At 69.1% G+C, this 22,131-nt stretch carries 27 protein-coding genes and 1 pseudogene; 12 read left to right on the top strand and 16 right to left on the bottom strand.

Annotated features, from left to right (window positions below; all coding sequences use genetic code 11):
• Nucleotides 1-8 precede the first annotated feature (8 nt).
• Nucleotides 9-959, bottom strand: coding sequence for an NADP-dependent oxidoreductase (locus ABZ452_RS28435; protein ID WP_357949242.1), 951 nt, complete (start codon nt 957-959; stop codon nt 9-11).
• A 372-nt stretch (nt 960-1,331) separates the two neighbouring features.
• Here ABZ452_RS28435 and ABZ452_RS28430 point away from each other — a divergent pair, with 372 nt between their 5' ends.
• Nucleotides 1,332-1,799 (top strand): DUF417 family protein, encoded by a 468-nt coding sequence (locus tag ABZ452_RS28430; RefSeq protein ID WP_357949239.1) that lies wholly within the window; start codon nt 1,332-1,334, stop codon nt 1,797-1,799.
• Nucleotides 1,800-2,085: 286 nt separating this feature from the next.
• Nucleotides 2,086-3,255 (top strand): low temperature requirement protein A, encoded by a 1,170-nt coding sequence (locus tag ABZ452_RS28425; protein ID WP_357949236.1) that lies wholly within the window; start codon nt 2,086-2,088, stop codon nt 3,253-3,255.
• A 78-nt stretch (nt 3,256-3,333) separates the two neighbouring features.
• Here the strand turns inward: ABZ452_RS28425 and ABZ452_RS28420 are convergent, their stop codons facing one another.
• The 6 genes from ABZ452_RS28420 to ABZ452_RS28395 all read right to left on the bottom strand — a co-directional run bounded on the left by ABZ452_RS28420 (nt 3,334) and on the right by ABZ452_RS28395 (nt 7,845).
• Nucleotides 3,334-3,702, bottom strand: coding sequence for a GNAT family N-acetyltransferase (locus tag ABZ452_RS28420; RefSeq protein ID WP_357949233.1), 369 nt, complete (start codon nt 3,700-3,702; stop codon nt 3,334-3,336).
• On the bottom strand, nt 3,699-4,880 hold the full coding sequence (locus tag ABZ452_RS28415; protein ID WP_357949230.1) for an MFS transporter: 1,182 nt from the start codon (nt 4,878-4,880) through the stop codon (nt 3,699-3,701). Before ABZ452_RS28415 ends, ABZ452_RS28420 begins: the two co-directional genes overlap by 4 nt.
• A 141-nt stretch (nt 4,881-5,021) precedes the next feature.
• Complete coding sequence (locus ABZ452_RS28410) at nt 5,022-5,966, bottom strand: NADP-dependent oxidoreductase (protein WP_357949227.1); 945 nt, start codon at nt 5,964-5,966, stop codon at nt 5,022-5,024.
• A gap of 36 nt (nt 5,967-6,002) precedes the next feature.
• Nucleotides 6,003-6,137: a hypothetical protein gene (locus ABZ452_RS28405; RefSeq protein WP_357949225.1), complete on the bottom strand. Its 135-nt coding sequence runs from the start codon at nt 6,135-6,137 to the stop codon at nt 6,003-6,005.
• A gap of 187 nt (nt 6,138-6,324) precedes the next feature.
• Nucleotides 6,325-6,795, bottom strand: a complete 471-nt coding sequence (locus ABZ452_RS28400; protein WP_357949223.1) for a GNAT family N-acetyltransferase — start codon at nt 6,793-6,795, stop codon at nt 6,325-6,327.
• Nucleotides 6,796-6,927: 132 nt separating this feature from the next.
• Entirely contained in the window at nt 6,928-7,845 is a 918-nt protein-coding gene (locus ABZ452_RS28395) for an NADP-dependent oxidoreductase (RefSeq protein WP_357949293.1), read from the bottom strand.
• A gap of 392 nt (nt 7,846-8,237) precedes the next feature.
• Here ABZ452_RS28395 and ABZ452_RS28390 point away from each other — a divergent pair, with 392 nt between their 5' ends.
• The 5 genes from ABZ452_RS28390 to nhaA all read left to right on the top strand — a co-directional run bounded on the left by ABZ452_RS28390 (nt 8,238) and on the right by nhaA (nt 13,218).
• Nucleotides 8,238-8,420, top strand: a complete 183-nt coding sequence (locus ABZ452_RS28390; RefSeq protein ID WP_357949220.1) for a hypothetical protein — start codon at nt 8,238-8,240, stop codon at nt 8,418-8,420.
• Nucleotides 8,421-8,429: 9 nt separating this feature from the next.
• Complete coding sequence (gene msrA, locus ABZ452_RS28385; RefSeq protein ID WP_357949217.1) at nt 8,430-8,936, top strand: peptide-methionine (S)-S-oxide reductase MsrA; 507 nt, start codon at nt 8,430-8,432, stop codon at nt 8,934-8,936.
• A 391-nt stretch (nt 8,937-9,327) separates the two neighbouring features.
• Nucleotides 9,328-9,984, top strand: a complete 657-nt coding sequence (locus ABZ452_RS28380) for a TetR/AcrR family transcriptional regulator (protein ID WP_357949214.1) — start codon at nt 9,328-9,330, stop codon at nt 9,982-9,984.
• Between the two features lie 484 nt (nt 9,985-10,468).
• Nucleotides 10,469-10,897 (top strand): OsmC family protein, encoded by a 429-nt coding sequence (locus ABZ452_RS28375; protein ID WP_357949211.1) that lies wholly within the window; start codon nt 10,469-10,471, stop codon nt 10,895-10,897.
• Between the two features lie 428 nt (nt 10,898-11,325).
• Nucleotides 11,326-13,218 (top strand): Na+/H+ antiporter NhaA, encoded by a 1,893-nt coding sequence (gene nhaA, locus ABZ452_RS28370; protein WP_357949207.1) that lies wholly within the window; start codon nt 11,326-11,328, stop codon nt 13,216-13,218.
• Nucleotides 13,219-13,605: 387 nt separating this feature from the next.
• On the opposite strand, the gene ABZ452_RS28365 is transcribed toward nhaA, so the two are convergent.
• The 8 genes and pseudogenes from ABZ452_RS28365 to ABZ452_RS28330 form a co-directional block, all read right to left on the bottom strand.
• Nucleotides 13,606-13,965 (bottom strand): metalloregulator ArsR/SmtB family transcription factor, encoded by a 360-nt coding sequence (locus ABZ452_RS28365; protein WP_357949205.1) that lies wholly within the window; start codon nt 13,963-13,965, stop codon nt 13,606-13,608.
• 347 nt (nt 13,966-14,312) lie between these two features.
• Entirely contained in the window at nt 14,313-14,720 is a 408-nt protein-coding gene (locus tag ABZ452_RS28360; protein ID WP_357949202.1) for an arsenate reductase ArsC, read from the bottom strand.
• Nucleotides 14,717-14,905 (bottom strand): hypothetical protein, encoded by a 189-nt coding sequence (locus ABZ452_RS28355; RefSeq protein ID WP_357949199.1) that lies wholly within the window; start codon nt 14,903-14,905, stop codon nt 14,717-14,719. Before ABZ452_RS28355 ends, ABZ452_RS28360 begins: the two co-directional genes overlap by 4 nt.
• A gap of 26 nt (nt 14,906-14,931) precedes the next feature.
• Nucleotides 14,932-15,645: pseudogene (locus ABZ452_RS28350) on the bottom strand (MIP/aquaporin family protein); the annotation flags it as partial.
• Nucleotides 15,645-16,361: an arsenate reductase ArsC gene (locus ABZ452_RS28345; RefSeq protein ID WP_357949197.1), complete on the bottom strand. Its 717-nt coding sequence runs from the start codon at nt 16,359-16,361 to the stop codon at nt 15,645-15,647. The gene ABZ452_RS28345 and the pseudogene ABZ452_RS28350, both read right to left, overlap by 1 nt.
• Entirely contained in the window at nt 16,358-17,044 is a 687-nt protein-coding gene (locus ABZ452_RS28340) for a helix-turn-helix domain-containing protein (RefSeq protein WP_357949194.1), read from the bottom strand. The genes ABZ452_RS28345 and ABZ452_RS28340 overlap by 4 nt, the downstream gene beginning before the upstream one ends.
• A gap of 143 nt (nt 17,045-17,187) precedes the next feature.
• Nucleotides 17,188-17,496 carry a hypothetical protein gene (locus ABZ452_RS28335; protein ID WP_357949192.1) on the bottom strand — a complete coding sequence of 103 codons (309 nt, stop codon included), beginning with the start codon at nt 17,494-17,496 and terminating at the stop codon, nt 17,188-17,190.
• Nucleotides 17,497-17,552: 56 nt separating this feature from the next.
• Nucleotides 17,553-17,888 (bottom strand): metalloregulator ArsR/SmtB family transcription factor, encoded by a 336-nt coding sequence (locus ABZ452_RS28330; protein WP_357949190.1) that lies wholly within the window; start codon nt 17,886-17,888, stop codon nt 17,553-17,555.
• A 62-nt stretch (nt 17,889-17,950) separates the two neighbouring features.
• On the opposite strand from ABZ452_RS28330, the gene ABZ452_RS28325 reads away from it, so the two are divergent.
• Nucleotides 17,951-19,078 (top strand): NAD(P)/FAD-dependent oxidoreductase, encoded by a 1,128-nt coding sequence (locus tag ABZ452_RS28325; RefSeq protein ID WP_357949187.1) that lies wholly within the window; start codon nt 17,951-17,953, stop codon nt 19,076-19,078.
• A gap of 49 nt (nt 19,079-19,127) precedes the next feature.
• Here the strand turns inward: ABZ452_RS28325 and ABZ452_RS28320 are convergent, their stop codons facing one another.
• Nucleotides 19,128-19,511: a metalloregulator ArsR/SmtB family transcription factor gene (locus tag ABZ452_RS28320; protein ID WP_357949184.1), complete on the bottom strand. Its 384-nt coding sequence runs from the start codon at nt 19,509-19,511 to the stop codon at nt 19,128-19,130.
• Between the two features lie 253 nt (nt 19,512-19,764).
• Between ABZ452_RS28320 and ABZ452_RS28315 the strand changes: the two genes are divergently transcribed.
• From ABZ452_RS28315 to ABZ452_RS28300, 4 genes are read left to right on the top strand one after another with little or no spacing between them, the layout of a single operon-like run.
• A complete protein-coding gene (locus ABZ452_RS28315) occupies nt 19,765-20,013 on the top strand; it encodes a hypothetical protein (RefSeq protein ID WP_357949182.1) in 249 nt (82 codons plus the stop codon).
• Nucleotides 20,010-21,254, top strand: a complete 1,245-nt coding sequence (locus ABZ452_RS28310) for a M28 family peptidase (RefSeq protein ID WP_357949179.1) — start codon at nt 20,010-20,012, stop codon at nt 21,252-21,254. The genes ABZ452_RS28315 and ABZ452_RS28310 overlap by 4 nt, the downstream gene beginning before the upstream one ends.
• Nucleotides 21,255-21,264: 10 nt before the next feature.
• A complete protein-coding gene (locus tag ABZ452_RS28305; protein ID WP_357949177.1) occupies nt 21,265-21,591 on the top strand; it encodes a metalloregulator ArsR/SmtB family transcription factor in 327 nt (108 codons plus the stop codon).
• Nucleotides 21,591-22,085 carry an N-acetyltransferase family protein gene (locus ABZ452_RS28300; protein WP_357949174.1) on the top strand — a complete coding sequence of 165 codons (495 nt, stop codon included), beginning with the start codon at nt 21,591-21,593 and terminating at the stop codon, nt 22,083-22,085. Before ABZ452_RS28305 ends, ABZ452_RS28300 begins: the two co-directional genes overlap by 1 nt.
• The last annotated feature ends 46 nt before the right edge of the window (nt 22,086-22,131 follow it).

Below are 22,131 nucleotides of genomic sequence, written 5' to 3'. Positions count from 1 at the left end.
GGCAGTGACTAGTCAGCGACGTGGATGACGATCTTACCGCGGCGTTTGGCCGTCTCGAGCGCCTCGTAACCTGAGCGCGTCTCAGTGAGAGGCAGCACGCGGTCCAGTACCGGCCTCAACCGGCCGTTGTCGACGAGCTCGGCGATGGAACGCAACGCGTCCTGGTTGGGCTCGACGATGAAATACACCCCGCGGGCGCCGTGCCGGGCTGCTTCCTGCGGGTCGGGTGGGGTGACGAGGGTGACCAGGACACCGCCTGGTTTCAGGACTGACCAGGACCGCGACTGCGTGGCTCCTCCGACAAGGTCAACGACCACGTCGACGTCGCTGACGTGATCCTCGAAGCGGTCGTGCGCATAGTCGATGACCTGCTCGGCGCCCAGACCCTTGACGAATTCCAGGTCGGCCGCCGCTCCCGTGGCGCTCACGCGAGCACCGAGACCGGCCGCGAGTTGCACCACATAGATCCCCACGCCGCCGGCGCCGCCCTGCACCAGCACGTGCTGGCCGGCCTGCACGTCGGCGTGGTCCACCAGTGCCTGCCAGGCACTCAACGCGGCCAGTGGGAGCGCTGCGGCGTGGTCGTGGTCAACGGTCGCGGGTTTGGCCGCCAGGACGGTCGCGGGCAGGGTGACGTACTCGGCGGCCGCGCCATCGCGGGTGAAAGGGATCAAGCCGTAGACAGCCTCCCCCTCGGCGGGGCTCTCCACCCCCGTCCCGCACGCCGCGACGACTCCGGAGAACTCGTGCGACGGGATGATCGGCGTGCGCTCAGGCCCTGACCCGTCCGAGCTGTACGTCCAGGTCTGCGGCCAGGTGAGCTCAGTGGGTGTCATGGAAGCAGCCTTCACGGCCACCAACACCTCACCAGGCCCCGGCTCAGGCCGCGGCGCCTCCTCGTACACGAGCTGCTCCGGCCCGCCTCTGGTGTGAGCTCTCACGGCGTGCATCGTGCTCATCCGACTGCTGCTCCCTCCCGACGGCGTGTCGATCAGCCCGCCGGCCGCGCCTGGACAAACCGCGGGCCAACTCCCGCATTATCTGGCGGTTCGGCAGCGCGCCTGCGGGACTTCCGTAACCCTTGCCCCTTCGGCTCAGATGCGCGCTGAATCACGGGCTCCGGGGCAGCACGCGACGGTCGTCCGGCGGCGACCGCCGAAGCCAGCATGTGCGGATTACACGATCAACGTTCAAAGACGAGGCACCCGCCGCCCCGGCCGATGAGACGTCAACGTGGTGACGAGCGCGCCCGCCCTCGGTGCGTGTGGCGGGCCCAAGCGGGTAATGGTCCCCAGCACGCCGACCGTCGACACCGCGACTAGGAGCGAGCGATGGGCACACGACACGCCTCGGCCGATGACCTCGCATCCGTAGGCCTCTCGGTCCTGCGCTCCGCACTGGCGACGAACATCCTGTGGATCGGTGCGCTCAAGTTCAAGCAGTACGAGGTCGAGAATGACGAGCCCCTCGTCACCTCGAGTCCGCTGTTCTCGCGGATCCGCGAGAAGCTGGGCGCCCAAAGGCTCAACCGGCTCATCGGGGTCACCGAGATCACCGTGGGCTCTCTGATCGCCGCGAAGCCGCTTGCGCCCAGAGCGTCGGCGATCGGTAGCGTCGCGGCGGTCGGGATGTTCCTCACCACGCTCAGCTTCCTGGCCACGACGCCCAAGGCTCGGCAGGAGAGGCAGGGGATCTTGAGCCTTTCTCTGCTGGGGCAATTCCTCTTGAAGGACACAGTGCTTCTCGGTGCCGCCCTCCTGACAGCTGCCGACTCGCTGCACACCGCCCGCCACCGATAATCCCGTTCGGCAGGGCGCTCGGTGCGCGAGGTTCTGCGTCGCGTTGAGCGTCCCTCCACGACGCGTTCAGCGCTGCGCTCGCGACCGGACGAGGCTGCCGCCGGCACTGGTGCCTGGCGTGCACGGGTCATGCCCGCGCTTGGGGCGCCGCCTGGAGTAACGGGCCGCCGCGGTTGACTTGGCGGTATCGGGTGTGTTCGGGCATGCCGGGCAGTTGAATGGATCAGTGGGCAGCCGGTTTGGGGTGCAACGGCGGGCCGCGGGTCGGGCGGTGGGTTTGCTGCGGATGAGCGGCAGCGCGCAGCAGGCGACGTTCGTGGAGTTGTTCTTCGATCTGGCGGTGGTGTTCGCGCTCGACCGTGTGGTCGCGGGGTCGTTGCCCGGCTTCTTCAGCGACGACCCGGTGCAGCGGTGGGGCAATGCCGGCCGGACGGTGTTGCTGTTCATAACGGTGATGTACCTGTGGACCACCACCGCGTACATCACCGGCCGGTTCGAGCCATACCGAGCGGGCATCCAGGTGATGCTGCTGTTCAGCACCTTCGCCATGATGATCATGGGGACCGCGGTGCCGGGGGCATTCGCCGGTGAAGGTCTGGTGTTCGCGGTGGTGTTCGTGACGACGCGGGTGGCGCGCCCGGCCGTGATCTCGCTGGGTCTTCGGTCGCACCGGTTGCGCCGGTTGTACTGGCGGGTAACGGCGTGGTTATGCCTCGCCGGGGTGTTTTGGGTAGGCGGTGGGATGGCCGTCGGCGCCGCCCAACTGGTGTGGTGGACGGCGGCGGCGGTGGTGGATCTGGGATCGGCGAGGTTGGGCTGGCCAGCGCCCGGGCTGGGTCGGCATCAGAACACCATCTGGCAGCTCGCCGGGCACTACCTGACGAACCGCAACGAACAGCTGTTGATGATCGCCCTCGGTGAGAGCATCCTCGCCGTCGGGATCAGCTACAGCAGCCATCCGCACGACCTCTACAAGACTGCTGGCCTGGTGATCGCTTTCGCCACCACGACACTGCTGTGGCGGGTGTACTTCCACAAGGCCGGAGAGCTGCTGCCCAAGGCCCTCGACGCGGCAGGCGATCCCGCGGTGTGGGGTCGACGAGTCGCGTTCGCGCATGCGCTGATGGTGCTGGGCATCGTCACCACCGCAATTGGATACGAGATTGTGCAGCACAGCCACACCCGGGTGACACACCCATCGTGGCTGGCGGCAATCCTGGGCGGCCCGGCACTGTTCCTCGTCGGCCGGGCCCGTCTGGAGCACCTGGTCTTCGCCCGGGTCTCGCGGCGCAGGATCGTCGGCATCGCCCTGCTGGCCGCAGCGTCACCGCTGATGGGGCAGGCCTCGCCGCTGGCCACCGCGACCACCGCCGCCGCAGTGCTGCTGCTCATCGCCGTGCTGGACTGGCGCAACGCCGCGGGCAAGCCACCGGAGGTCCCGTCGCCGCCCGGCTGACCGCCGCCCCCGATCAAGAGCGGGGCATCGACAGCGACCTCCTAGGACTCGCGGGTTTCCGGCAGGCGGCCCGAAGTCTCAGCCACCGGCCTTCCTCCGCGCCGACTCGGCAGCAGCACGATCGGAGTAGCCGGGGTGTCGGGCGTCGATCAGATCGGCATAGGCGGTCGTTCGCGGGAGGTAGTCGACCACGAAGGGGCAGATTGCGGTGATCGTGCCTTCGCGTGCGCGGATCTCGTCGAGTACTCGCCGGACCATCGCGCCCGCGACGCCCTCGTGTCGATGACTCGACTCGACTTCGGTGTGCCGGAGGGCGTATCGGTTGGGCCTCAGGTGGGTGTAGTAGAGCCAGCCGACCAGCTTGCTGTCGCGGTAGAGCTCAAAGCGGCCATGATCAGGGCTGTCGATCAGCTCCTCGGCTACCAGTGCCCGTCCTTCACTGCTCATCGGCTCACCCTTCCACGTGTAGCCAGGCTGTTCCTGGCCGTGTCGATGTGCGGGTTGCGTGCAGCGACGACAGTGACCAGGGTGGCGACGATGGCCAATCCGCCGTATCCGAGGACGATCTGCGGCAGCGAGAAGGTGTTCGAGAGTTCCCCGGAGATGAGGCTGGGGAAGGCGGCGCCGCTGTAGCAGAGGACGTAGATGACGCTGAAGATCGCTGCCCGGTCGGCCAGGGTGCTGTCGTGCAGCAGGCCGCGGGTGGCGGCGCTGATGGCGATACCTTGACCGGCGCCGGCGACGATGGTTGCGGCGATGAACAACGCCAGGGTGCCGATGGCGATCGCTGTGATGATGCCGATCCAGCCAGCCAGGAAGACGATCATCCCGATGCGTTGGGCCGCCGCGGAGGTGACCCGGCCGCCGAGGGGAGCGCCGAGAACGCTGGGGGCCATGTAGGCGGCGAACACCAGTCCGAGGGTGAGCGGGCTACGAGTGTGGAGCTGATCTTCGACCAGCGCGGGCACGAACGCCTGGTAGAAAGCCCCGGTCGCCCAGGTGGCCAGGAACACCGCCGCCGCGACAGGGAGCAGATGCCTGACCCGGGCCGGTACGCGGACCCGCGGTAGCAGTGATCGCCAAGCACCCGGCGTCGGCCGAGCGGTTTCCGGGCTGATGACGATGAGTGCGGCAGACAGTACGAGGAGACCGGCGCACACCAGGTAGATGAGGTCGCGTGGCCAGGGGCCGAACTGGACCAGGGCGCCGGAGGCGACGGCACCGAGGGTGAGGCCGAGCATGGGTCCCTGGCTGGAGGCGACGGCGGCCAACCACTCCGGCCTGGTGGGTGCGGCGTCGACGATGTAGGAGGTGAGGCTGCTGCTGGCCAAGCCGGTACCGACGCCCATCAGTAGCCGACCGGCCAGCAGGGTGCCGATGTCGTGCACGCTCAGCAGCAGCAGACAGCCCAGCAGGAGCAGGCCGAGGCTGGCGATCGCGGTGAGCCGTCGGCCCAGATGATTGGACAGTCGCCCCAGCACCAACAGTGCGGCAATAGTGCCGACGGAGGTGGTGACGACGGCCATCGAGATGCCGGCGTTGGTGAACCTGTCCTCAGCCCGGTAGACGTTGAACAGGGGGATCGGCGCGGCCGACGCGGCAAACGAGGCCACCAGGGAGACCACCGCAGCCAAGAATGCCAGCCGGAGCGTTCGGCCCCGGCGAGCCTGGTTGATCGCTGGCGCCGTCTTTTGCATCGATACGTGCCTTTCTCATGGTGTGAACCGGCCCGGAGTTTCTGGAGGCCTCAGGAAGCCGTCGAGCCCCTATGGACGAACGCGGATGACCGTCTTCCCATTGGTCCGCTCGGTCGGGTTGAGGGCGGCGACGGCGTCGTCGAGGGCCGCGACGGTGCCGATGTTCGTCCGCACGCGTCCGTCCCGGACCCGCCGGGCGATCTCACCCAGCTGGGCGCGGTCGGACACGACCACGAAGTCGATCGCCAGACCGTCAGCGGGCCGTGCCTCCGGCGGCCCGGTGACGGTCACCAGCGTTCCTCCGGCTCGAACCAGACCCGCGGACCGCTTCTGGATGTCACCGCCGATGACATCGAAGACCAGATCGACTCCGCCGACGTCTTCCAGGGTGTCGTTGTCGAGGTCGACGAACTCGTGCGCGCCGAAGTCGACCGCGGTCTGCCGGACGCTGGCACGTCCGGTGCCGATGACGTGGGCGCCGGCCTGACGGGCGAGCTGGGTCGCCATCGAACCAACTGCGCCGGCCGCGCCGTGCACCAGAACGCTCTGTCCCGCCAGGAGGTGACCGTGATCGAACAGCCCCTGCCACGCGGTCAGGCCCGCCATCGCGATGCCAGCACCCACCGTGAAGTCGACGTCGCCCGGCAGCGGCGCGAGGTTGCGTGCCTCGACGACTGTGTACTCGGCGAGGGTGCCGTCGCGTGTCCAGTCCGTGATGCCGAACACCCGCTGTCCCACCGACAGGCCGGTTGTGCCATAGCTGAGGGCGGTGACCACACCGGCCACCTCGTGTCCGGGGATCGACGGCGTGCGGTCGAAGCCGCGGCGATCGATCCAGGTCGACGGCCACTCCAGTTCGTTCCCGGTGAATCCCGACGCGTGAACGTCAACGACGACATCGCCGTAGTTCGCGCCCTCCAAACTCGCGAGCCTCGCTGCGTCGGGGTCGGGCCGCTCCGCCAGCGCCATCCCAGCCGTTCCCGCGGCCCGGTCCGTCACCACGATCGCTTTCATCTGAATGCCTCTCTGTATCAGTCCTCGCCTACCCCGCTACGACGTAGCGGGGTCTGCTGGGTCCGCGTCCTTGCGGCCGCTGATGATGGTCTTGCCCTCGACCGGCCCGGTCGGGTTGAAGCCGGCAACGACGTCGTCGATGGCCGCGAGGCCGCTGGTGTTCGTCCGCACGACGCACGCGAGCGGTGAGCTCCGTGGCCACCCGATCGCGTCGGTAGGCGGGTCAACCCAGGTCGTCAGCAGCACGACACGGCCGCCCACGAATCGGTACGGGAGTTCAGCGATCGCTTCGGCGCCGAGGGCGGCGGAACAGCGACCGCGCTCCGCGTCGTTGATGACATCGAGCTTCCAGCTGGGTTCAGGACAAATGGGGGTGACCCTGGCTTGCTCCCGGGTGCTCGGGGTCGATGAGGTCGGCGTACTCGGGGTGGTGATCGATGAAGGTGCGCACGATCGGGCACATGATGGTGACCGTCTTGCCTTGCACGCGCACGTCGTCGAGGACGCGTCGGATCAGCTCGGTGGCGATGCCCTGTCTGCGGAACTCGGGGGACACCGCCGTGGCCAGCAGCACGAGTCGGTTGTCTCCGGCGACGTTGTAGGTCAGGCCGGCCACCTCCTGGCCCCCGGCAATCGCGTCGTAGATGCCGAGCTTCTCGTCGTTGACGACTTGGAAGTCGAACGCGGGGGCGTGGGGATCGTCGACCACCTCGTCGATGAGGACGGTCTGGTCCCCGCTGAGGGTGCCGCTCTCGCCGGGGTACTCGAAGGCGTAGCGGGTCGGATCGGTTGCGTCGGTCACGCGTGGCGCGCCTTCGTTGATGGCCATCAGGTCACTCCCGGGTCATGGCGGTGGTCGTACTCGCCCAGTCGCATGTCGTCGATGGGAGGCCAAGGCCCGGCCACCGACGTACTTCGCGCTCCTGCAGGGGTCGTTCTCGTGGTTGGGTGTGCCGAGCCCTCACGAGCGAACGCGGATGATCGTCTTTCCCTTGATCCGCTCGGTCGAGTTGAAGGCGGCGACGGCGTCGTCGAGGGTCGCGACGTTGCCGATGTTCGTCCGCAGCCGACCATCCCTGATCCGCTGGACGACCTCACCCAGCTGCGCGCGATCGGCCTCGACAACGAAATCAACCGTCAGGCCGTCCGCCGGCTGTGCTTCGGGCGGGCCGGCAATGGTCACAAGCGTTCCTCCGGCTCGGACCAGACCCGCAGAACGCTTCTGGATGTCGCCACCGATCACGTCAAAAACCAGATCCACGCCGGCGACGTCCTCCAGGGCGTCGTCGCCGAGGTCGACGAACTCCTGCGCGCCGAAGTCGAGCGCGGTCTGGCGGTCGGCGGCACGTCCAGTGCCGATGACGTAGGCGCCGGCCTCTCTGGCCAGCTGAGTCACCATCGAACCGACCCCACCGGCCGCACCGTGTACGAGGACGCTCTGCCCCGCCTGGAAACGGCCGTGCACGAACAGTCCCTGCCACGCGGTCAGGCCTGAGATCGGCAGGCTCGCGCCCACCGTGAAGTCGACGTCGCCGGGCAGCGGCGCGAGGTTGCGTGCCTCGACGGCCGCGTACTCCGCGAGGGTGCCGTCGCGAGTCCAGTCCGTGAGGCCGAACACCCGCTGTCCCACCGACAGTCCCGTCGTGCCATACCCGAGGGCGCTGACCACCCCGGCCAGCTCGTGTCCGGGGATCGACGGTGTCCGGCCACGGCCGAGTCGATCGGTCCAGGTCGAAGGCCACGTCAGCTCACCCGGAGTGAATCCCGATGCATGGACCTGAACCACGACGTCGTTCAGCGCCGGTTTCGGCTCAGGCCGCTCCACCAGCGTCATCCCGGCCATTCCCGCAGCCTGGTCCTTCACCACGATCGCTTTCATGGGAATTGTCTCCTCGGTCATGTGTGCCTTGGTGGAAAGCTGCGGGCATGGGAAAGCCCGTTACGACAGCTGATGTGAGGGGCTCATAGGACGCAGCCGGTCGATTCGGACAGCGCGGACTCGCTGCGTGCATCGATGGGCGCGCTCACGACGAACGCGGATGACCGTCTTCCCCGTCGGACGCCCCGAAGCTAGTCGCGGCTAAACTGGTCTGTCAAGTCCACTCTTGCGGTCAAGCAGCTGCCACTGTAGCAGTAATCTAAAGCAGTTCAGCCGCCGTGAGGGCGGTGCTTGGAGGATAGCTTCCGAACTTCTAATCCGGACCCTATGGTCCAGTAGGGTTGTGGGGTGTGCCCGCGGGAATGAAACCGGCCCGTCGGGTGTCTGCACTCTTGCGCGAACAGGTGCGTTTCGCCTGGTTCCCCAGCTTCGCGCCGGAAGGCCGGGAAGGGAGAGCTGTGCCCAGTGCCACAGGAACCGACAGCCGCTTCACGGGGGCGATCGCCACGACGAACGTCGTCGAGCGCGAACACGTCTTCAACGACGGCACCAGCACTGACACCGACGACAACTAGGGAGACGACGTGACCACCGAAAAGGCGATCCTCGCCGGCGGCTGCTTCTGGGGAATGGAGGAGCTGTTCCGCCGCCAGCCCGGCGTCGTGTCCACGCGCGTCGGCTACAGCGGCGGCGACGTCCCGAACGCCACCTACCGCAACCACGGAACGCATGCGGAGTCCATCGAGGTCGTCTACGACACCGAGAAGACCGACTTCCGCGCCCTGCTCGAGTTCTTCTTCCAGATCCACGACCCCTCGACGAAGAACCGCCAGGGCAACGACATCGGCAGCAGCTACCGCTCGGCGATCTTCTACACCAGCGACGAGCAGAAGCGGGTCGCCGAGGACACGATCGCCGATGTCGACGCCTCGGGCCTGTGGCCCGGCAAGGTCGTCACCGAGGTCACCCCGGCAGGCGACTTCTGGGAGGCTGAGCCCGAGCACCAGAACTACCTGCAGACCTACCCCGACGGTTACACCTGCCACTTCCCCCGTCCCGGGTGGAAGCTCCCTAAGCGGACGACGGCCTGACACCTCCGGCGCGCGGACCCCGGGTCCGCGCGCCGGCCCCGGTGATGTGTCAGCGATACCGTGCCGGGTCGTGACGCCGAGAGTGCGGCTGAGGGGCGCCGTGAAGATCATCCCAGCCGTTCAGTGCGGCCGGGCTGGTCCCCGCTGACCTCCGGCGCGCCGCTCAGGGCGCAGCGCCGGGTAGCACCTGGATAGCAGCGCTGGCGCATCGGGGACCAACAGGTCCAGGAAAGGCTCGCGGGTCGATGATCTCGCCGACATGGCACCCGTTCCACCAGGCTGGCGGCGCGCGCGTTCGTCCTTCGTCATCCCGCGAAAGCGACATGACGACGAATGGACTCCGTAGTCTCATTATCCAGAGATGATCTGGCACGCTGGATAGACTTTACCGATGAGCGACGAGCAGGTGGCTGCGCCGACGAATCGGCGGAGGATCAGTCAACGGGGCATCGCGACCCGAGAGCGGATCCTCGAGGCGGCGAACCGGCTGATGTTCGTGCGCGGAGTGAATGCGACGACCCTTGACGACGTCCGCGAGGCAAGCCAGACCAGCAAGTCTCAGCTCTACCACCACTTCGCCGACAAGCAGGAACTCGTGCGGGCGTTGGTCAAATATCGAGGCGCGCTTGTGCTTCAGCGCGAGCGCGGAGGGCTCGAACGACTGAGATCGTTTTCAGGGTTGGTCCGGTGGCGTAACGCGCTGGTCCAGGCCAACTCGCTGAACAACGGCAGATACGGGTGCGGCCTCGGGTCGATGGCTGTCGAGCTGTCCGATCAAGATGAGCAGGCTCGATCGATGCTGCTGGAGACGTTCGCGGCATGGGAAAAGCTGATCAGTGATGGTCTGCACCGGATGCGGGACAGCGGTGCACTGCGCCAGGACGCCGACCCGGAGAAGTTGGCCACGGGGTTGATGGCAGCGTTGCAAGGCGGCTACCTGCTGGCGAACGCCGCGCACAACGTCGCACCCATGGAAGTCGCGCTGGACATGGCGCTGGAACACATCAAGTCGTTCCTCTCGCAGCCGTCCGGCGAGCCGACCCGCTAATCGAGCCCTCGTCATCGTGATCAGGCTGGTCATGGCGGGTGCTAGCAGCCCGGATATCGATGACAACGCGACACGATGGCCGACAAGTAGGTGCCGCCCGTCTTCACCCGCGGTGAGAAAGCCGTCATCAAGTCGTTCCACGCATCGTTGGATCGCCTCGTACTGCGACTGCGTATCCTAGCCTTGACGGACTGATGGGTCCATTCTCGGGTTCCTGGCGGTGATTGGCCCCAGCCGTGTCTGCATGGTCTTAACCGCCCATCAGTGCAGCTAAAACGACCCTCGGTGATGGGTTCGTGGGGGCCTAGAGGTTCTGGCAACTAGCGTTTATTTGGACTATCGAGTCCATGCGAGCTAGCCTGCGGAGGCACTTGGTCGCGGGGTGATGCGCCCAGCCGCAGCCCCCGCTCAGACGGCGGCTCGGCTGCTGCTGGATCCGCGTACCTGGACCGTCATTACCAGGATCTACAGGAAGGCGCGGCTCATGGAAACCGATCAGGATCGTGTCGTCGCATCCGCCCGAGCTGTCCTTCCGGCCACTGAGCGCCGGCGCACGGACATCACCACCCGCGGCTTCACGTTCGTCGCCGATGAACCGCACAACGGCGCACTCGGCGAGGGCCCGACGCCGACGGAGTACCTGTTGATGGCGCTCGCGTCGTGCACTGCTCAAACGCTCAGGCAGTACGTCGACTACAAGTACGACACCGCCGGTGACATCACCGTCGAGATCGACTACCACGAACCCGAGCAGGAAGGCGCGGAGCGTTACCTGCAGCGCACGATCACGCTGAGCGAAGAGCCTGACCCCGACGATTTGAAGGTGATGCATGACATTGCCGAGAAGTCGCCGGTGACCCTGTTGATCCAGTTCGCCTGGAGCGTGAGGACCGAGTTCGTCGGGCCGCGTTGAAATCAGGCCGCTTGCTGCTCGGCGATCCGGGCCGAGCAGCAAGCAGTGGTCGTGCCCGTTCAGACGGCGACGGTGCTTCCGTCGACGGTGACAGCTCGAACGCGTTGCGGCGCCTTGCATGCGGTGCCGCTCCTGAGTCCTGGCGGACTGCGGCGGACTCGTGCCGGCAGCTCAGAACAGAGCCGGTGCGGTCGGCTCGGTAACGCTTGAGCGTCTGGCGAGCAGGGCGATGTGCGCGGTCGTCCCGACCATGAGCTCACAGACAGTCGTCCGCAACCTGCAGGGATCGGCGGGCCCCGTCGCACCGTCCGCAGCTGGCCCCGGCCGGGGCAGCGCGATCCGTACTGAACCGAGGGGTCGCGTGCCCGCATCGCTGCACGTGATCTAGCTATCCACGCTGGCCCGGCCAGCGCGCCGGAAGGTGACGTGTGACCGAAACCAAGATGAGCGGCCGAACGGTCTGGAAGCCGGAACTAGCGGCACCGCTGCGAGCCTTCCTGCGGACTGAGTCCGGCAGCGCCGGCGTGCTCGTGGCCGCCATCGTCGCCGCACTGCTCTGGGCCAACATCGACCCCGGCTCCTACGAAGCCGTCTGGCGTACCCAACTGTCCCTACGCCTCGGGCACCTCGAGCTCTCCCGCGACCTGCACACCTGGATCAACAGCGGTTTGATGACTCTGTTCTTCCTGGTCGTCGGCCTTGAGACGCGGCGCGAGTTCGACCTCGGCGACCTACGCGACCGGCGACGCTTCGTGCTGCCCAGCGTGGCCGGCGTCATCGGCATGCTGATCCCGGTGCTGATCTTCCTGATGATCAATCACGGCGGGCCGGGCGCGCATGGCTGGGGCGTGGCTATGTCGACCGACACCGCCCTCGCGTTGGGCCTGCTGGCACTGCTCGGCCGGGGCGTGCCCGACCGGGTCCGGATTTTCCTGCTCACCGTGTTCGTGGTCGACGACTTGATCGCACTCATCGTCATCGCCCTGGTCTACAGCGACGACATCAAGATGATGCCGATCGTGGTGGCCGTGGCGGCGTTCGCGGTCATGCTGGCCATCCGCGCAGCCGGCGTCCGACGTGGCGCCGCGTACGTGCCGCTCGCCACCGTGATGTGGGGGGCGCTGTTGGTCAGCGGAGTCGACCCGGTCGTGGCCGGGCTGGCCATCGGGTTGACTGCGTTCGCCTACTCTCCCGGCCGAGCTGAGCTCGAGCAGGTCAGCGGGCTGTTCCGGTCGTTCCGTGAGCAGCCGACGCCCAAGCTCGCGCGTACGGCATCGATCGGCCTCGCGAACACGCTGTCGCCCAACGACCGCCTTCAGCGGATCTACCACCCCTGGTCCAGCTACGCCATCGTGCCGCTGTTCGGCCTGGCCAACGCTGGCATCAGGATCGACGGCCCGTTCCTGGCCCAGGCGTTCACGTCGCCGGTCACCTGGGGCGTACTGCTCGGGTATGTCGTCGGCAAGCCGCTCGCCGTGATCGGCACCTCGGCCGGGCTCACCTGGATCTCCCGCGGTCGGATCCGTCCGGCCGTGGGCTGGGCGGGCGTGCTCGGCAGCGGCACGATCGCCGGTGTCAGTTTCACGGTGTCGCTGCTGATCGCGAGCCTGGCCTTCACCGGCGACCAACTGGCCGAGGCCAAAGTCGGGGTGCTCAGCGCCGCGATCGTATCCTCAGCGCTGACCTGGACCGCGTTCCGTGTCACCAACATGTTGCCCAGGGACAAGCACATCCGGGCGCTCTTCGGCGACATGACGGAGCTGATCGACCTCATCCCGGAAGTCGACGAAAAGCAGGACCACGTCCGCGGCCCAGCCGACGCGTCGGTAACGCTGGTGCAGTACGGCGACTTCCAGTGCCCGTACTGCGGGAAGGCCGAGCCAGCCGTCCGGCAGTTGCTGGGCCACGCCGACCTGCGTTTCGTGTGGCGTCACCTGCCGCTGCCAGACGTGCACCCGCAAGCCCGGCTCGCAGCCGAGGCCGCCGAAGCAGCGGCCGCCCAGGGCAAGTTCTGGCAGATGCACGACCTGCTGCTCGACCACCAGGACAAGCTGAACATCACTGACCTGATCAGATACGCCGGCGACCTCGGTCTGGATCAGGAACGTTTCCACGACGATCTGACAAGTCACGCCCACGCCGCCCGCATCGAAAGCGACATCGACTCCGCCGACAACAGCGGAGTGTCCGGCACCCCGACGTTCTTCATCAACGGCCGCCGCCACTACGGCGCCTACGACATCACGACCTTGACCGCCGCCATTCGTATGGCCCGAGCCCGCGCCCACCTCGGCCGCGAGGCACCAGCGACCCGTAAATAGGCGCGTTCCGTTGACTCTCGCTCAGGCATCGGCAGCCGTTGGAAACACGTGCCCGTGTCCGAGGCGAGCGGGCGATGCACCAGCCGGGATCGACGTGGGGAACGGGCGGCGGGCTCAACCGCGGGCTTGCCGCCCCGCCACGTCCCGCACGTGGGCCCCCACCTCACTGACCGGCACGCCGTTGCGCTGCCGACAGCCCGGGGGAGAGGCCGGGGCCCGCGCCACAGTGGCAGCGCCGGCCCTCAGGGGCCAGGTGGCGGATTGTGGGCTGCGGCTGGCAGACGACGCCGAGCGTCTGATTCGTCGATCATTACCCGGTGCGGCCTCTGGTGCTGGCCGATCGTCGGCACCGCAGGATCGGGTGCCGGCGGCCCCACCGTCCCCTGCTCAGCGGGCCTTCTTCGTCGCCCGTTTGCGAGGCGGCGTCAACAGCTCGGCGATCGCCGAGATCGCGGACGGCACCAGGCGGTACGCCCACACCCCCCGCTTCTCGCGCTCGAGCAGGCCCGCTTCGGTGAGGATCCGAAGGTGATGACTGACGGTCGGCTGGGACAGACCAAGCGGCGCGGTGAGGTCACTCACGGACGCCTCGCCCTCCGGGGATGACTGGATCAGACTGAGCAGTCGCAGCCGGGCCGGGTCGGCGAAGGCCTTCAGCACTCCCGCGAGCCGCTCGGCATCCGCACGCTTGATCGGCTCGCCGGCAAGCGGCGAGATGGCAGGGGTGGCAGTTTTCGCAGTTCCCACGCTCCCATCGTTGCACCAACGCCGGGGACATGCCGGTACAACCAGGACCGGGTCGTCATCAGTTGCCGGCAGGAAGCCATGTTGGCCCGTTCCGGCCATGTCCGTGGCGTGCCTGGGTCGGCACCGGCCCAGCGTGTCGGGGATCTTGGACCACTCGGCGCACAGCCAAGGCGACGGTCACCGACATCGCCTCCCTACTGCGCGGACAGCCGTAGACCCGAGGTCCCGCCGGCCCGGCCGGACCTCGGGCGGCGTCGGCCAGGGCAGGGCGGCCAGGTACCGCTCGGCGTCGAGGGTGGGTGAGCCGCCCACCGGCAGGCGCCGGCGGGCGACCGTGCGGGCGGGTGTCAGGCGGTGGGGTGCAGCTCGGCGAGCAGCGTCTCCACCCGGTTGCGGATCTCGTCCCGGATGGGGCGTACCGCGTCGACGCCCTTGCCGGCGGGGTCTTCGAGCTTCCAGTCCTCGTACCGCTTCCCCGGGAAGACGGGGCAGGCGTCGCCGCAGCCCATCGTGACGATCACGTCCGAGGATTCCGCCGTCTCGTACTCGAGGAGCTTGGGGCTCTGGTCGGTGATGTCGATGCCGACCTCCCGCATGGCCTCGACGGCGGCCGGGTTCACGGTCGCGGCCGGGGCCGAGCCGGCGGAGCGGACCTCGACGCTGTCGCCGGCGAGGTGGCGCAGCCACCCAGCGGCCATCTGGGAGCGGCCGGCGTTGTGGACGCAGACGAACAGGACGCTGGGCTTGTCGCTCATGAGGTGCCTTCCGTGCAGTTCGAGTCGCGGGGCCGGTTGACCGGCACGTCGTTGAGGTCGAGGAACAGATGGTGGTCGGGGTTGCTGTCGCGGTCGAGCGTCCGGTAGCGGCCCGGGTCGTGGCGGCGGTTGAACAAGCCGGGCCAAACCTGGGCCGCGCCGGGGTCGTGTGGGTTCTCTGTCATGAGCGGTGGTTGACGGTGGCGTCCTCGTCGGCGGGGACGACGACCTGGTCGGCGGCGGCGCCGGCGTCGGGGTAGAGGGCGGCCAGCAGGCCGACACCGACCGCGAGGCCGACGAGCTGCGCCACGACGAAGCCGGGCACGGACGTGGGGGCGATTCCGGCGAAGGTGTCGGTGAAGGCGCGACCGATGGTGACCGCCGGGTTGGCGAACGAGGTCGACGAGGTGAACCAGTACGCGGCCCCGATGTAGGCGCCGACGGCCGCGGGGGCGACCACGGCGCGGCCGGAGCGGGCGAGGGCGAAGATCAGCAGGATCAACCCGGTGGTGGCGACGACCTCCCCGAGCCACAGGTTGCCGGCCGACCGGTCCTTGCTGGCGAAGTCGACGGCGGCCAGGTCGAACATCAGGTTCGCCAACACCGACCCCGCGATCGCGCCGAGGACCTGGGCCAGGACGTAACCGCCCAGGTCGCGGGCGGTGAGCCCGGTGCCGGCGCGGCGGCCGAGGAACCAGTCGGCGGCGGACACGACCGGGTTGAAATGCGCCCCGGACACCGGGCCGAAGATCAGGATCAGCGCGCCGAGGGCGAAGGCGGTCGCGGTGGAGTTCTCCAGCAACTGCAGGCCCACGTCGTCGGGGGAGAGGGTGGTGGCCATGATGCCGGAGCCGACCACGGCGGTGACCAGCAGGGCGGTGCCGGTGAACTCGGCCAGCAGGCGTCGCCGAAGTGCGATGGTCATCAGTCTGTTCTCTCCCATGATGCTGCTGTCGCGGATCGTCGGGCGGCGATTGGCTGTCGGGTGGCTGGTACCTGTAGCTCGTCGAGCAGGCGACGGACGCGCCGCTCGATCTCGTCCCGGATGGGCCGGACGTCGGTGAGGTCGAGGCCGGCGGGGTCGTCGACGTTCCAGGTCTCGTAGCGGGTGCCGGGGAAGACGGGGCACGCGTCGCCGCAACCCATGGTGACCACCACGTCAGCGGCGCGGACGACCTCGTCGGTCCACGGCTTCGGGAACTCCTCGGAGATGTCGATGCCGCGTTCGGCCATTGCGGCAATCGCCGAGGGGTTGATCTCGATGCCGGGTTCGCTGCCGCCGGACCACGCGACGGCCCGGTCTGCGGCGAGGTGGGTGACGAAGCCCAGGGCCATCTGGGAACGGCCGGCGTTGTGGGTGCACAGGAACAGCACCACGGGACGACCGTGGCGGTGGTGTCCCTCGACGCGGGCCAGGGCGCGCAGCCGCTGGCGGGCGAAGCGCTCGGCGAGCAGCGGTAGGTAGTTGGGAATGCTGGCGGCGGTGGCGAACTGGTCGTAGCTGTTGTGCAGGAACTTCTCGATGGTCTCGGTGCCGTAGATGGCACCGAACTCCTCTGCCAGCCGGGTCGCGGCGGTGTGCAGGGCGAGCTGCTGGTCGAGCGTGATCTCCTGCTGGATGCGGGCGCTGGTTTCCGTCATCGGGTGCCTCTCAACGTGGTGGTGGGGGCGAGGCGGTCGACGCGGTCGGCGAGGTCGGCGTAGGCCGCCTCGAACGCTTCGTCGGTGTCGATGCGGACCGGGTCCGGCACGGACCAGTGCAGGCGGGGGCGGACCGGCCCGGTGAGTTCCTCGTGGGCGTTGTCGCAGACGGCGATGACCAGGTCGTCCTCTCGGACGAGGTCGTTGACGTGTGCGGTGCCGGTCGGGTCGAGATCGAGGTGGTGGCGGTGGGCCACGGCAACCGCGCGGGGATGGACCCGCGGCGCCGGTTTGGTGCCGGCGGACGCGGCGTCGCCGTTGGTGCGCCGTCTCCACAGGGCCGCGGCCAGCTGCGATCGGGCGGAGTTGTGGGTGCAGACGAAGACCACCCGACCCACATCCGCCAGCGGCGGTGGCGTGAGAGCGGCAAGGGCGGCCGGCTGAAGTCGCAGGTAGGTGCGCCGCCGATCGCCCTCCGACCGGCCCCGCACGACAAGGCCCGCGTCGGTGAGGACCTTGACGTGGTGGGCGACCAGGTTGGTCGGCATGTCGAGGGTGTGGGCGATCTCCCCGGGGGAGGCGTCGCCCAGGGTGAGCGCGTCCACGATCGCCAGGCGCGCCGGATCGCCCAGCGCGGCGTGGATCCGCGCACGCCCAACCAAGGAAGCAAGCTCAACGTTCATTGACTCAACTATTGCTGAGTAATGCCGGGCCGTCAAGCCGATGCAGTTGCCGGCGACGCGCGGCGGCGCGATCCCGCCGGTTTGTCGCAGAAAGGTCCGGTGATGTCGGCTGCTGACCCGAGGGCCTTCCGTCCGCCTGTCGTCTAGCCGTGGTCGGCGGCTTGCCTGAGCGCCTGACGCAGCGGAGTCAGTGGCGGTACGCCGGACAGGCCGGGGTACAGCCGGCAGGCGAGCCCCGGTGCCTGCGTGGGCTCGGCGAACGGGTCGCGGCCGTCGATCAGGATCGTCGGGGAGCCGAGGAAGGCGAGCGCTTCGGCTTGTGTCTGGTCGACCACGACCCGGGTGGTGAACGGCACGTCGGTCAGGCCGACGTCGTCGAGGGCCTGGCGCAGGATCGCCGCAGCGGGGCCCTCATGCGGGCAGTCCTTGACGACGAGCAGCTGCACATCCACCTCGCCATTGTGCGGCGTCCGGGGCTTGCCTCGACGTCGCCGCCGTTGCCGGTGGATTAGCAGCAGGTCGCCAGGTACGACTGCAGGTCGGCCAGGGCGGCGAGGGTGCCGTCGCGGTCGGCCCGGTAGTACACCGTCTTGCCGCCGCGCCGCGAGGTGACCACGCCGCCGCGGCGCAGCAGAGTCAATTGCTGCGAGGCCGTGGCCTGGCTGATGCCGACCCGCTCGGCCACCTCGCCGACGGACATCTCGGCGCCGCGAGCGAACAGCATCATGATGCGCTGCCGGGTGGGGCTGCCGAGGGCCTTGAGGAACTCCTGCGTCTGTGGCGCGAGTCCCGCCGGGGTTGCGGCGCTCTGCGGCTCGGTCGGCTCGTCGGCGGTCTGGCTCATGGTCACACCCTTCCTCGCCATCATCATATTGTCATTCAACAAAACGACGATATGATTGTGGCGTGACTCAACCCGATCCCTTGATCATCGTTGGCGGCGGCCAGTCCGGCCTCGCCGCCGCCCGAGCCGCCCTCGATGCCGGCCTGCGGCCCGTCGTCCTGCACGCCGGCGCCGAACCAGTGGGCTCATGGCCGCGCTACTACGACAGCCTCACCCTCTTCTCGCCCGCCCGCCACAGCGCCCTGCCCGGCATGCCCTTCGACGGCGATCCCGACCGCTACCCGCACCGCGACGAGGTGGTCGACTACCTCCGCCGCTATGCCGCCGCCCTCGACGTCGAGGTCCGCACCCGCACGCGGGCGGTGGCAGTGCGTTCCACGCCGGGCGGGGGATACCTGGTGCGTACCGACACCGGCGACGAGCTGGCCGGAATCGGGGTCGTCGCCGCCACCGGCTCCTACGCAAACCCGTACGTGCCGAGCCTGCCCGGACAGGATGAGTACGGCGGGGACCTGCGGCACGTCGCCGACTACCACCACCCCGACGGGTATGCCGGCAAGCGGGTCGTGGTTGTGGGGGCGGGAAATTCTGCTGTCCAGGTGGCCTACGAGCTGACTGGGCATGCGCGCGTGACGCTGGCGACCCGCGAACCGGTGCGGTTCCTGCCGCAGCGCATCGGAGGTCGGGACCTGCACCACTGGCTGCACGTCACCCGCGGCGACCGTCTCCCGCGTGCTGTCATCACCCGTCTCGTTCGGCACGCCACCGTGCTCGACACCGGCCGCTACCGCCAGGCCGTCACCTCAGGTGAGCTTGCCCGCCGGGAGATGTTCACCCGCTTCACGCCCGACGGCGTCGTCTGGAGCGACGGGACGCACGACGCAGTCGATGCGGTCATCTTCGCCACCGGCTACCGGCCGGACCTCAACTACCTCGCACCTCTCGACACCCTCGAGCACGGAACGCCCCGGCAGGTCGGCGGGATCTCCACCACCCACCCCGGCCTGGTCTACCTGGGGCTGGAGTTCCAGCGATCGTTCGCCTCGAACACTCTGCGCGGCGTTGGCCGCGACGCCGCACACGTCATGGAAGCGCTCGCCGCGCAGGCAGGCGACCGTCCTCGCCTCGGAAAGCAGCGGCACCGGCGGGCAGCCGCCCAACTGCGGCGCGACACCGCGGGCCGGCATTGACCAGGATGGCCGTGCGAAAGAGCAAGACCCCACGCGTTGCGGCGGCGGCCTACCGCTGCGAGGCGGCCGTCGGCTCGATCGACAGCAGGCCGGCGAGCTGGCGCAGGATCTGCGGCCGGGCCCGGTAGTAGACCCAGGTGCCCCGCCGCTCGGCGTCCACCAGGCCTGCCTCGCGCAGCGTCTTGAGATGGTGGGAGATCGTCGGCCCGGTCAGGTCGAACGCCGGCGTCAGGTCGCATACGCACGCCTCGCCGTTCTCGGCGGAAGCGATCATCGACATCAGCTGCAGCCGTACCGGGTCGCCGAGGGCCTTGAACGCGGGCGCGAGCACAGCGGCCGTTTCGGCCGGTACCCGGCGCTGCGCCAGCGGGGGGCAGCACGGCGTGTCGGCGTTGAGGTCGACGAGGGGGAGCGGGGCCTGTTGCTTCGACATGCCTCTAGGTTGACATCTCTCTAATCAGCGTGCAAGTCTCTGGTTAGACGGACGTCAAGACAGGCGTCCCGTGGAAATGAGGCTCGTCATGTTCGGCTTTACGCGTCGCCGGCCCTCAGCCGTGGCTGGGGTCCGGTTCTGCGACTCCTGTGCTCGGGTGTCCACTCCTGACCAGCGAGTCGATCGCCTCTACGACCGTGCCCGCACCGCCGCCTACACGCTGGTCAGCCCCCGCTGAGGAGAGGAACCCGACATGTCCGAGAACACCCCCACCGTCGGCGGCTTCGCCGGCGACCCCGCCGCCGCCCTGCAGGTCACCGACTCCGGCGCCTGCTGCGGCAGCCCCGCCCAGGGCGTGGGCGCGATCCTCCCGCCGGCCGGCGGGACCGCCGCCAGCGACCCCTGCTGCGGCACCCGGCAGGCCGCACAGCAGGCCGACTCGTGCTGCGGGACGCAGGCCAGGACCGACGCGATCGCCACCGGACAGGGATGCTGCTCATGACCACCCGCACCGACCTCGCGGGCCTGCTCGACCAGGTCAGCGCCGGCCGGATGACCGCCACCATCGCCACCCTGGCCTCCGACCCCCTGGCCGGTCGGCGCGTCGGCTCGCCCGGCGGCGCGGCGGCCCGCGCCTGGCTCGTCGACCACCTCACCGGCCTTCACGGTGAGGTCCGCACCGAGGACTTTCCCGTCCGCGCGGTGCCGCAGGTGTACGAGGCGCCGGCGGTCACCTGGGGCGACCGCAAAGACTCCCACCAGTTGGTGTTCGGCCGGCAGCTCGCAATCCACCCCGCCTCCGCCGACACCGCCGATCCCACCCGCGGCCCGCTCGGCCTCGCCGGCACGGACGACCCGGCCGGGCGGTGGCTCGTCGTGCCGGCCGAGATGAACCTGTTCGACGCCTACCGCGACACCCACGGCGCGGCCGGCCTGCTGATCCGTCGCCCGGTTGACGCCGAGGGCTGGCAGTTCACCATGCTCGCCGGACCGGATCCCGGGCCGCTGCCGGTGCTCACCCTCGACCCGGACACCCATCACGTCGTCCTCGCCGCCGCGGCCGCGGGCGCCGGCTGGCTGGACGGGGCCACGCCGCTTCGCCGCGACGACGTCACCGGCACGAACGTTCTCGCCCGACTCCGACAGCCCACCCCCGGGGCCGTGGACCTGCTGTTGACCGCGCACTACGACGGCGTCGGCGACCACCCGGGGCTTCGCCTGCCCGCGGCCTCGGACAACGCCACCGGCGTCGCCGTGGTCCTCGAAGCCGCCCGCATCCTCGCCGCCGGACTCCCCGCAGGTGTCGGGTTGTCCGTCGCGCTGCTCGACGGCGAGGAGGTCGGGGCGCTCGGCTCCGCCCACCACGCCACCCAACTCCGCGCCGAAGGCGCCGCGCCGCTGGTCATCAACGTCGACGGCGCCGGTCGCCTGGACGGGGCGGCGGCAGTCGAGGCCGGCGGCCCCGCCCACCGCCTTCTGGCGCTGCTGGACCAGGCCGGCCGGCACACCGGCGTCCCCCTGGCGGCGGGCCCGGTGGCATCGGACAACCGCCGCTACGGCGGAGCAGGCCTTGCTGCGGTCGGCGTCGGCGCCGGGATGGGCGGCTACCACAGTCCCGCCGACACCCCCGACAAGGTCGACGCTGCCACCCTGACCGCGATCGCCCGGCTCGTCGTCGCCACCGCCCACCTCGCCGGGACGGCGCCTGCTACGCTTCCATCGCCAATCGGCGATAAACGATAAAGGAGTGGTGGTGGACGACCTCCTCGACCGGGACACCGCGCAGACCTATGCCTCGTGGTTCCGGGCCCTCGCGGACCCGACCCGGGTGCAGATCGTGGAGTACCTGGCCCGATACGCCCGGCCGATGAGCGTGGGGGAGATCGTCGCCGCCGTCGGGCTCGCCCAGTCCACCGTCTCCCAGCACCTGAAGATCCTGACCGAGGTGCGGTTCGTGCTCGTCGAGCCGGTCGGCACCGCCCGTCACTACCGCGTCAACGACGCCTGCGTCAGCTGCTTTCCGTCCGCTGCCGACGTCGTCATGGGCCGTCCCGCCCCCAACCCGATCGGAGCCTGCTGATGGTCGACATCACCGTCCGCCCGATGACCTCGGACGACGCCGATCGAGTCCTCGCCATCTACCAGGCCGGCCTCGACGGCGGTGACGCCAGCTTCGAGACCACCGCACCGACCTGGCGGGCATTCGACGAGACCCGGCTGATTGACCACCGCTTCGTGGCCGTCGACGCGGACGACACCGTGATCGGATGGGTGGCGGTGTCGGCGACGTCGAGCCGGGCGGTCTACGCCGGGGTGGTCGAGCACTCCGTCTACGTCGATCCCGCCGCCCAGGGCCGCGGGGTGGCCCGGCTGCTGCTGAACGCCCTGATCGCCTCCACCGAGGCCGCCGGCATCTGGACCATCCAATCCGGAGTCTTCCCGGAGAACACCGCCAGTCTCGCCTTGCACCAGCGGGTTGGCTTCCGCGTCATCGGCACCCGCGAACGGGTCGGACGGCACCACGGCCGGTGGCGCGACGTGATCCTGCTCGAGCGGCGCAGCCCCGCCATCTGAACCCCTTCAGCTCCGCATGTCCCAGCACCACTGCACCTTTCTGATT

Source organism: Micromonospora sp. NPDC005707 (assembly GCF_040631005.1).
Taxonomy (GTDB): Bacteria; Actinomycetota; Actinomycetes; order Mycobacteriales; family Micromonosporaceae; genus Micromonospora.
Note: the sequence above shows the minus strand (reverse complement) of the source record. Positions and strands in the feature narration are given on the sequence as shown.

Excerpts from the sequence above, each read along its gene's own strand:
- ABZ452_RS28435 (WP_357949242.1), bottom strand. The coding sequence starts at position 959 with ATGAGCACGATGCACGCCGTGAGAGCTCACACCAGAGGCGGGCCGGAG.
- ABZ452_RS28430 (WP_357949239.1), top strand. The coding sequence starts at position 1,332 with ATGGGCACACGACACGCCTCGGCCGATGACCTCGCATCCGTAGGCCTC.
- ABZ452_RS28425 (WP_357949236.1), top strand. The coding sequence starts at position 2,086 with ATGAGCGGCAGCGCGCAGCAGGCGACGTTCGTGGAGTTGTTCTTCGAT.
- ABZ452_RS28420 (WP_357949233.1), bottom strand. The coding sequence starts at position 3,702 with ATGAGCAGTGAAGGACGGGCACTGGTAGCCGAGGAGCTGATCGACAGC.
- ABZ452_RS28410 (WP_357949227.1), bottom strand. The coding sequence starts at position 5,966 with ATGAAAGCGATCGTGGTGACGGACCGGGCCGCGGGAACGGCTGGGATG.
- ABZ452_RS28400 (WP_357949223.1), bottom strand. The coding sequence starts at position 6,795 with ATGGCCATCAACGAAGGCGCGCCACGCGTGACCGACGCAACCGATCCG.
- ABZ452_RS28395 (WP_357949293.1), bottom strand. The coding sequence starts at position 7,845 with ATGAAAGCGATCGTGGTGAAGGACCAGGCTGCGGGAATGGCCGGGATG.
- ABZ452_RS28380 (WP_357949214.1), top strand. The coding sequence starts at position 9,328 with ATGAGCGACGAGCAGGTGGCTGCGCCGACGAATCGGCGGAGGATCAGT.
- ABZ452_RS28375 (WP_357949211.1), top strand. The coding sequence starts at position 10,469 with ATGGAAACCGATCAGGATCGTGTCGTCGCATCCGCCCGAGCTGTCCTT.
- ABZ452_RS28360 (WP_357949202.1), bottom strand. The coding sequence starts at position 14,720 with ATGAGCGACAAGCCCAGCGTCCTGTTCGTCTGCGTCCACAACGCCGGC.
- ABZ452_RS28355 (WP_357949199.1), bottom strand. The coding sequence starts at position 14,905 with ATGACAGAGAACCCACACGACCCCGGCGCGGCCCAGGTTTGGCCCGGC.
- ABZ452_RS28345 (WP_357949197.1), bottom strand. The coding sequence starts at position 16,361 with ATGACGGAAACCAGCGCCCGCATCCAGCAGGAGATCACGCTCGACCAG.
- ABZ452_RS28340 (WP_357949194.1), bottom strand. The coding sequence starts at position 17,044 with ATGAACGTTGAGCTTGCTTCCTTGGTTGGGCGTGCGCGGATCCACGCC.
- ABZ452_RS28330 (WP_357949190.1), bottom strand. The coding sequence starts at position 17,888 with ATGAGCCAGACCGCCGACGAGCCGACCGAGCCGCAGAGCGCCGCAACC.
- ABZ452_RS28320 (WP_357949184.1), bottom strand. The coding sequence starts at position 19,511 with ATGTCGAAGCAACAGGCCCCGCTCCCCCTCGTCGACCTCAACGCCGAC.
- ABZ452_RS28315 (WP_357949182.1), top strand. The coding sequence starts at position 19,765 with ATGTCCGAGAACACCCCCACCGTCGGCGGCTTCGCCGGCGACCCCGCC.
- ABZ452_RS28310 (WP_357949179.1), top strand. The coding sequence starts at position 20,010 with ATGACCACCCGCACCGACCTCGCGGGCCTGCTCGACCAGGTCAGCGCC.
- ABZ452_RS28300 (WP_357949174.1), top strand. The coding sequence starts at position 21,591 with ATGGTCGACATCACCGTCCGCCCGATGACCTCGGACGACGCCGATCGA.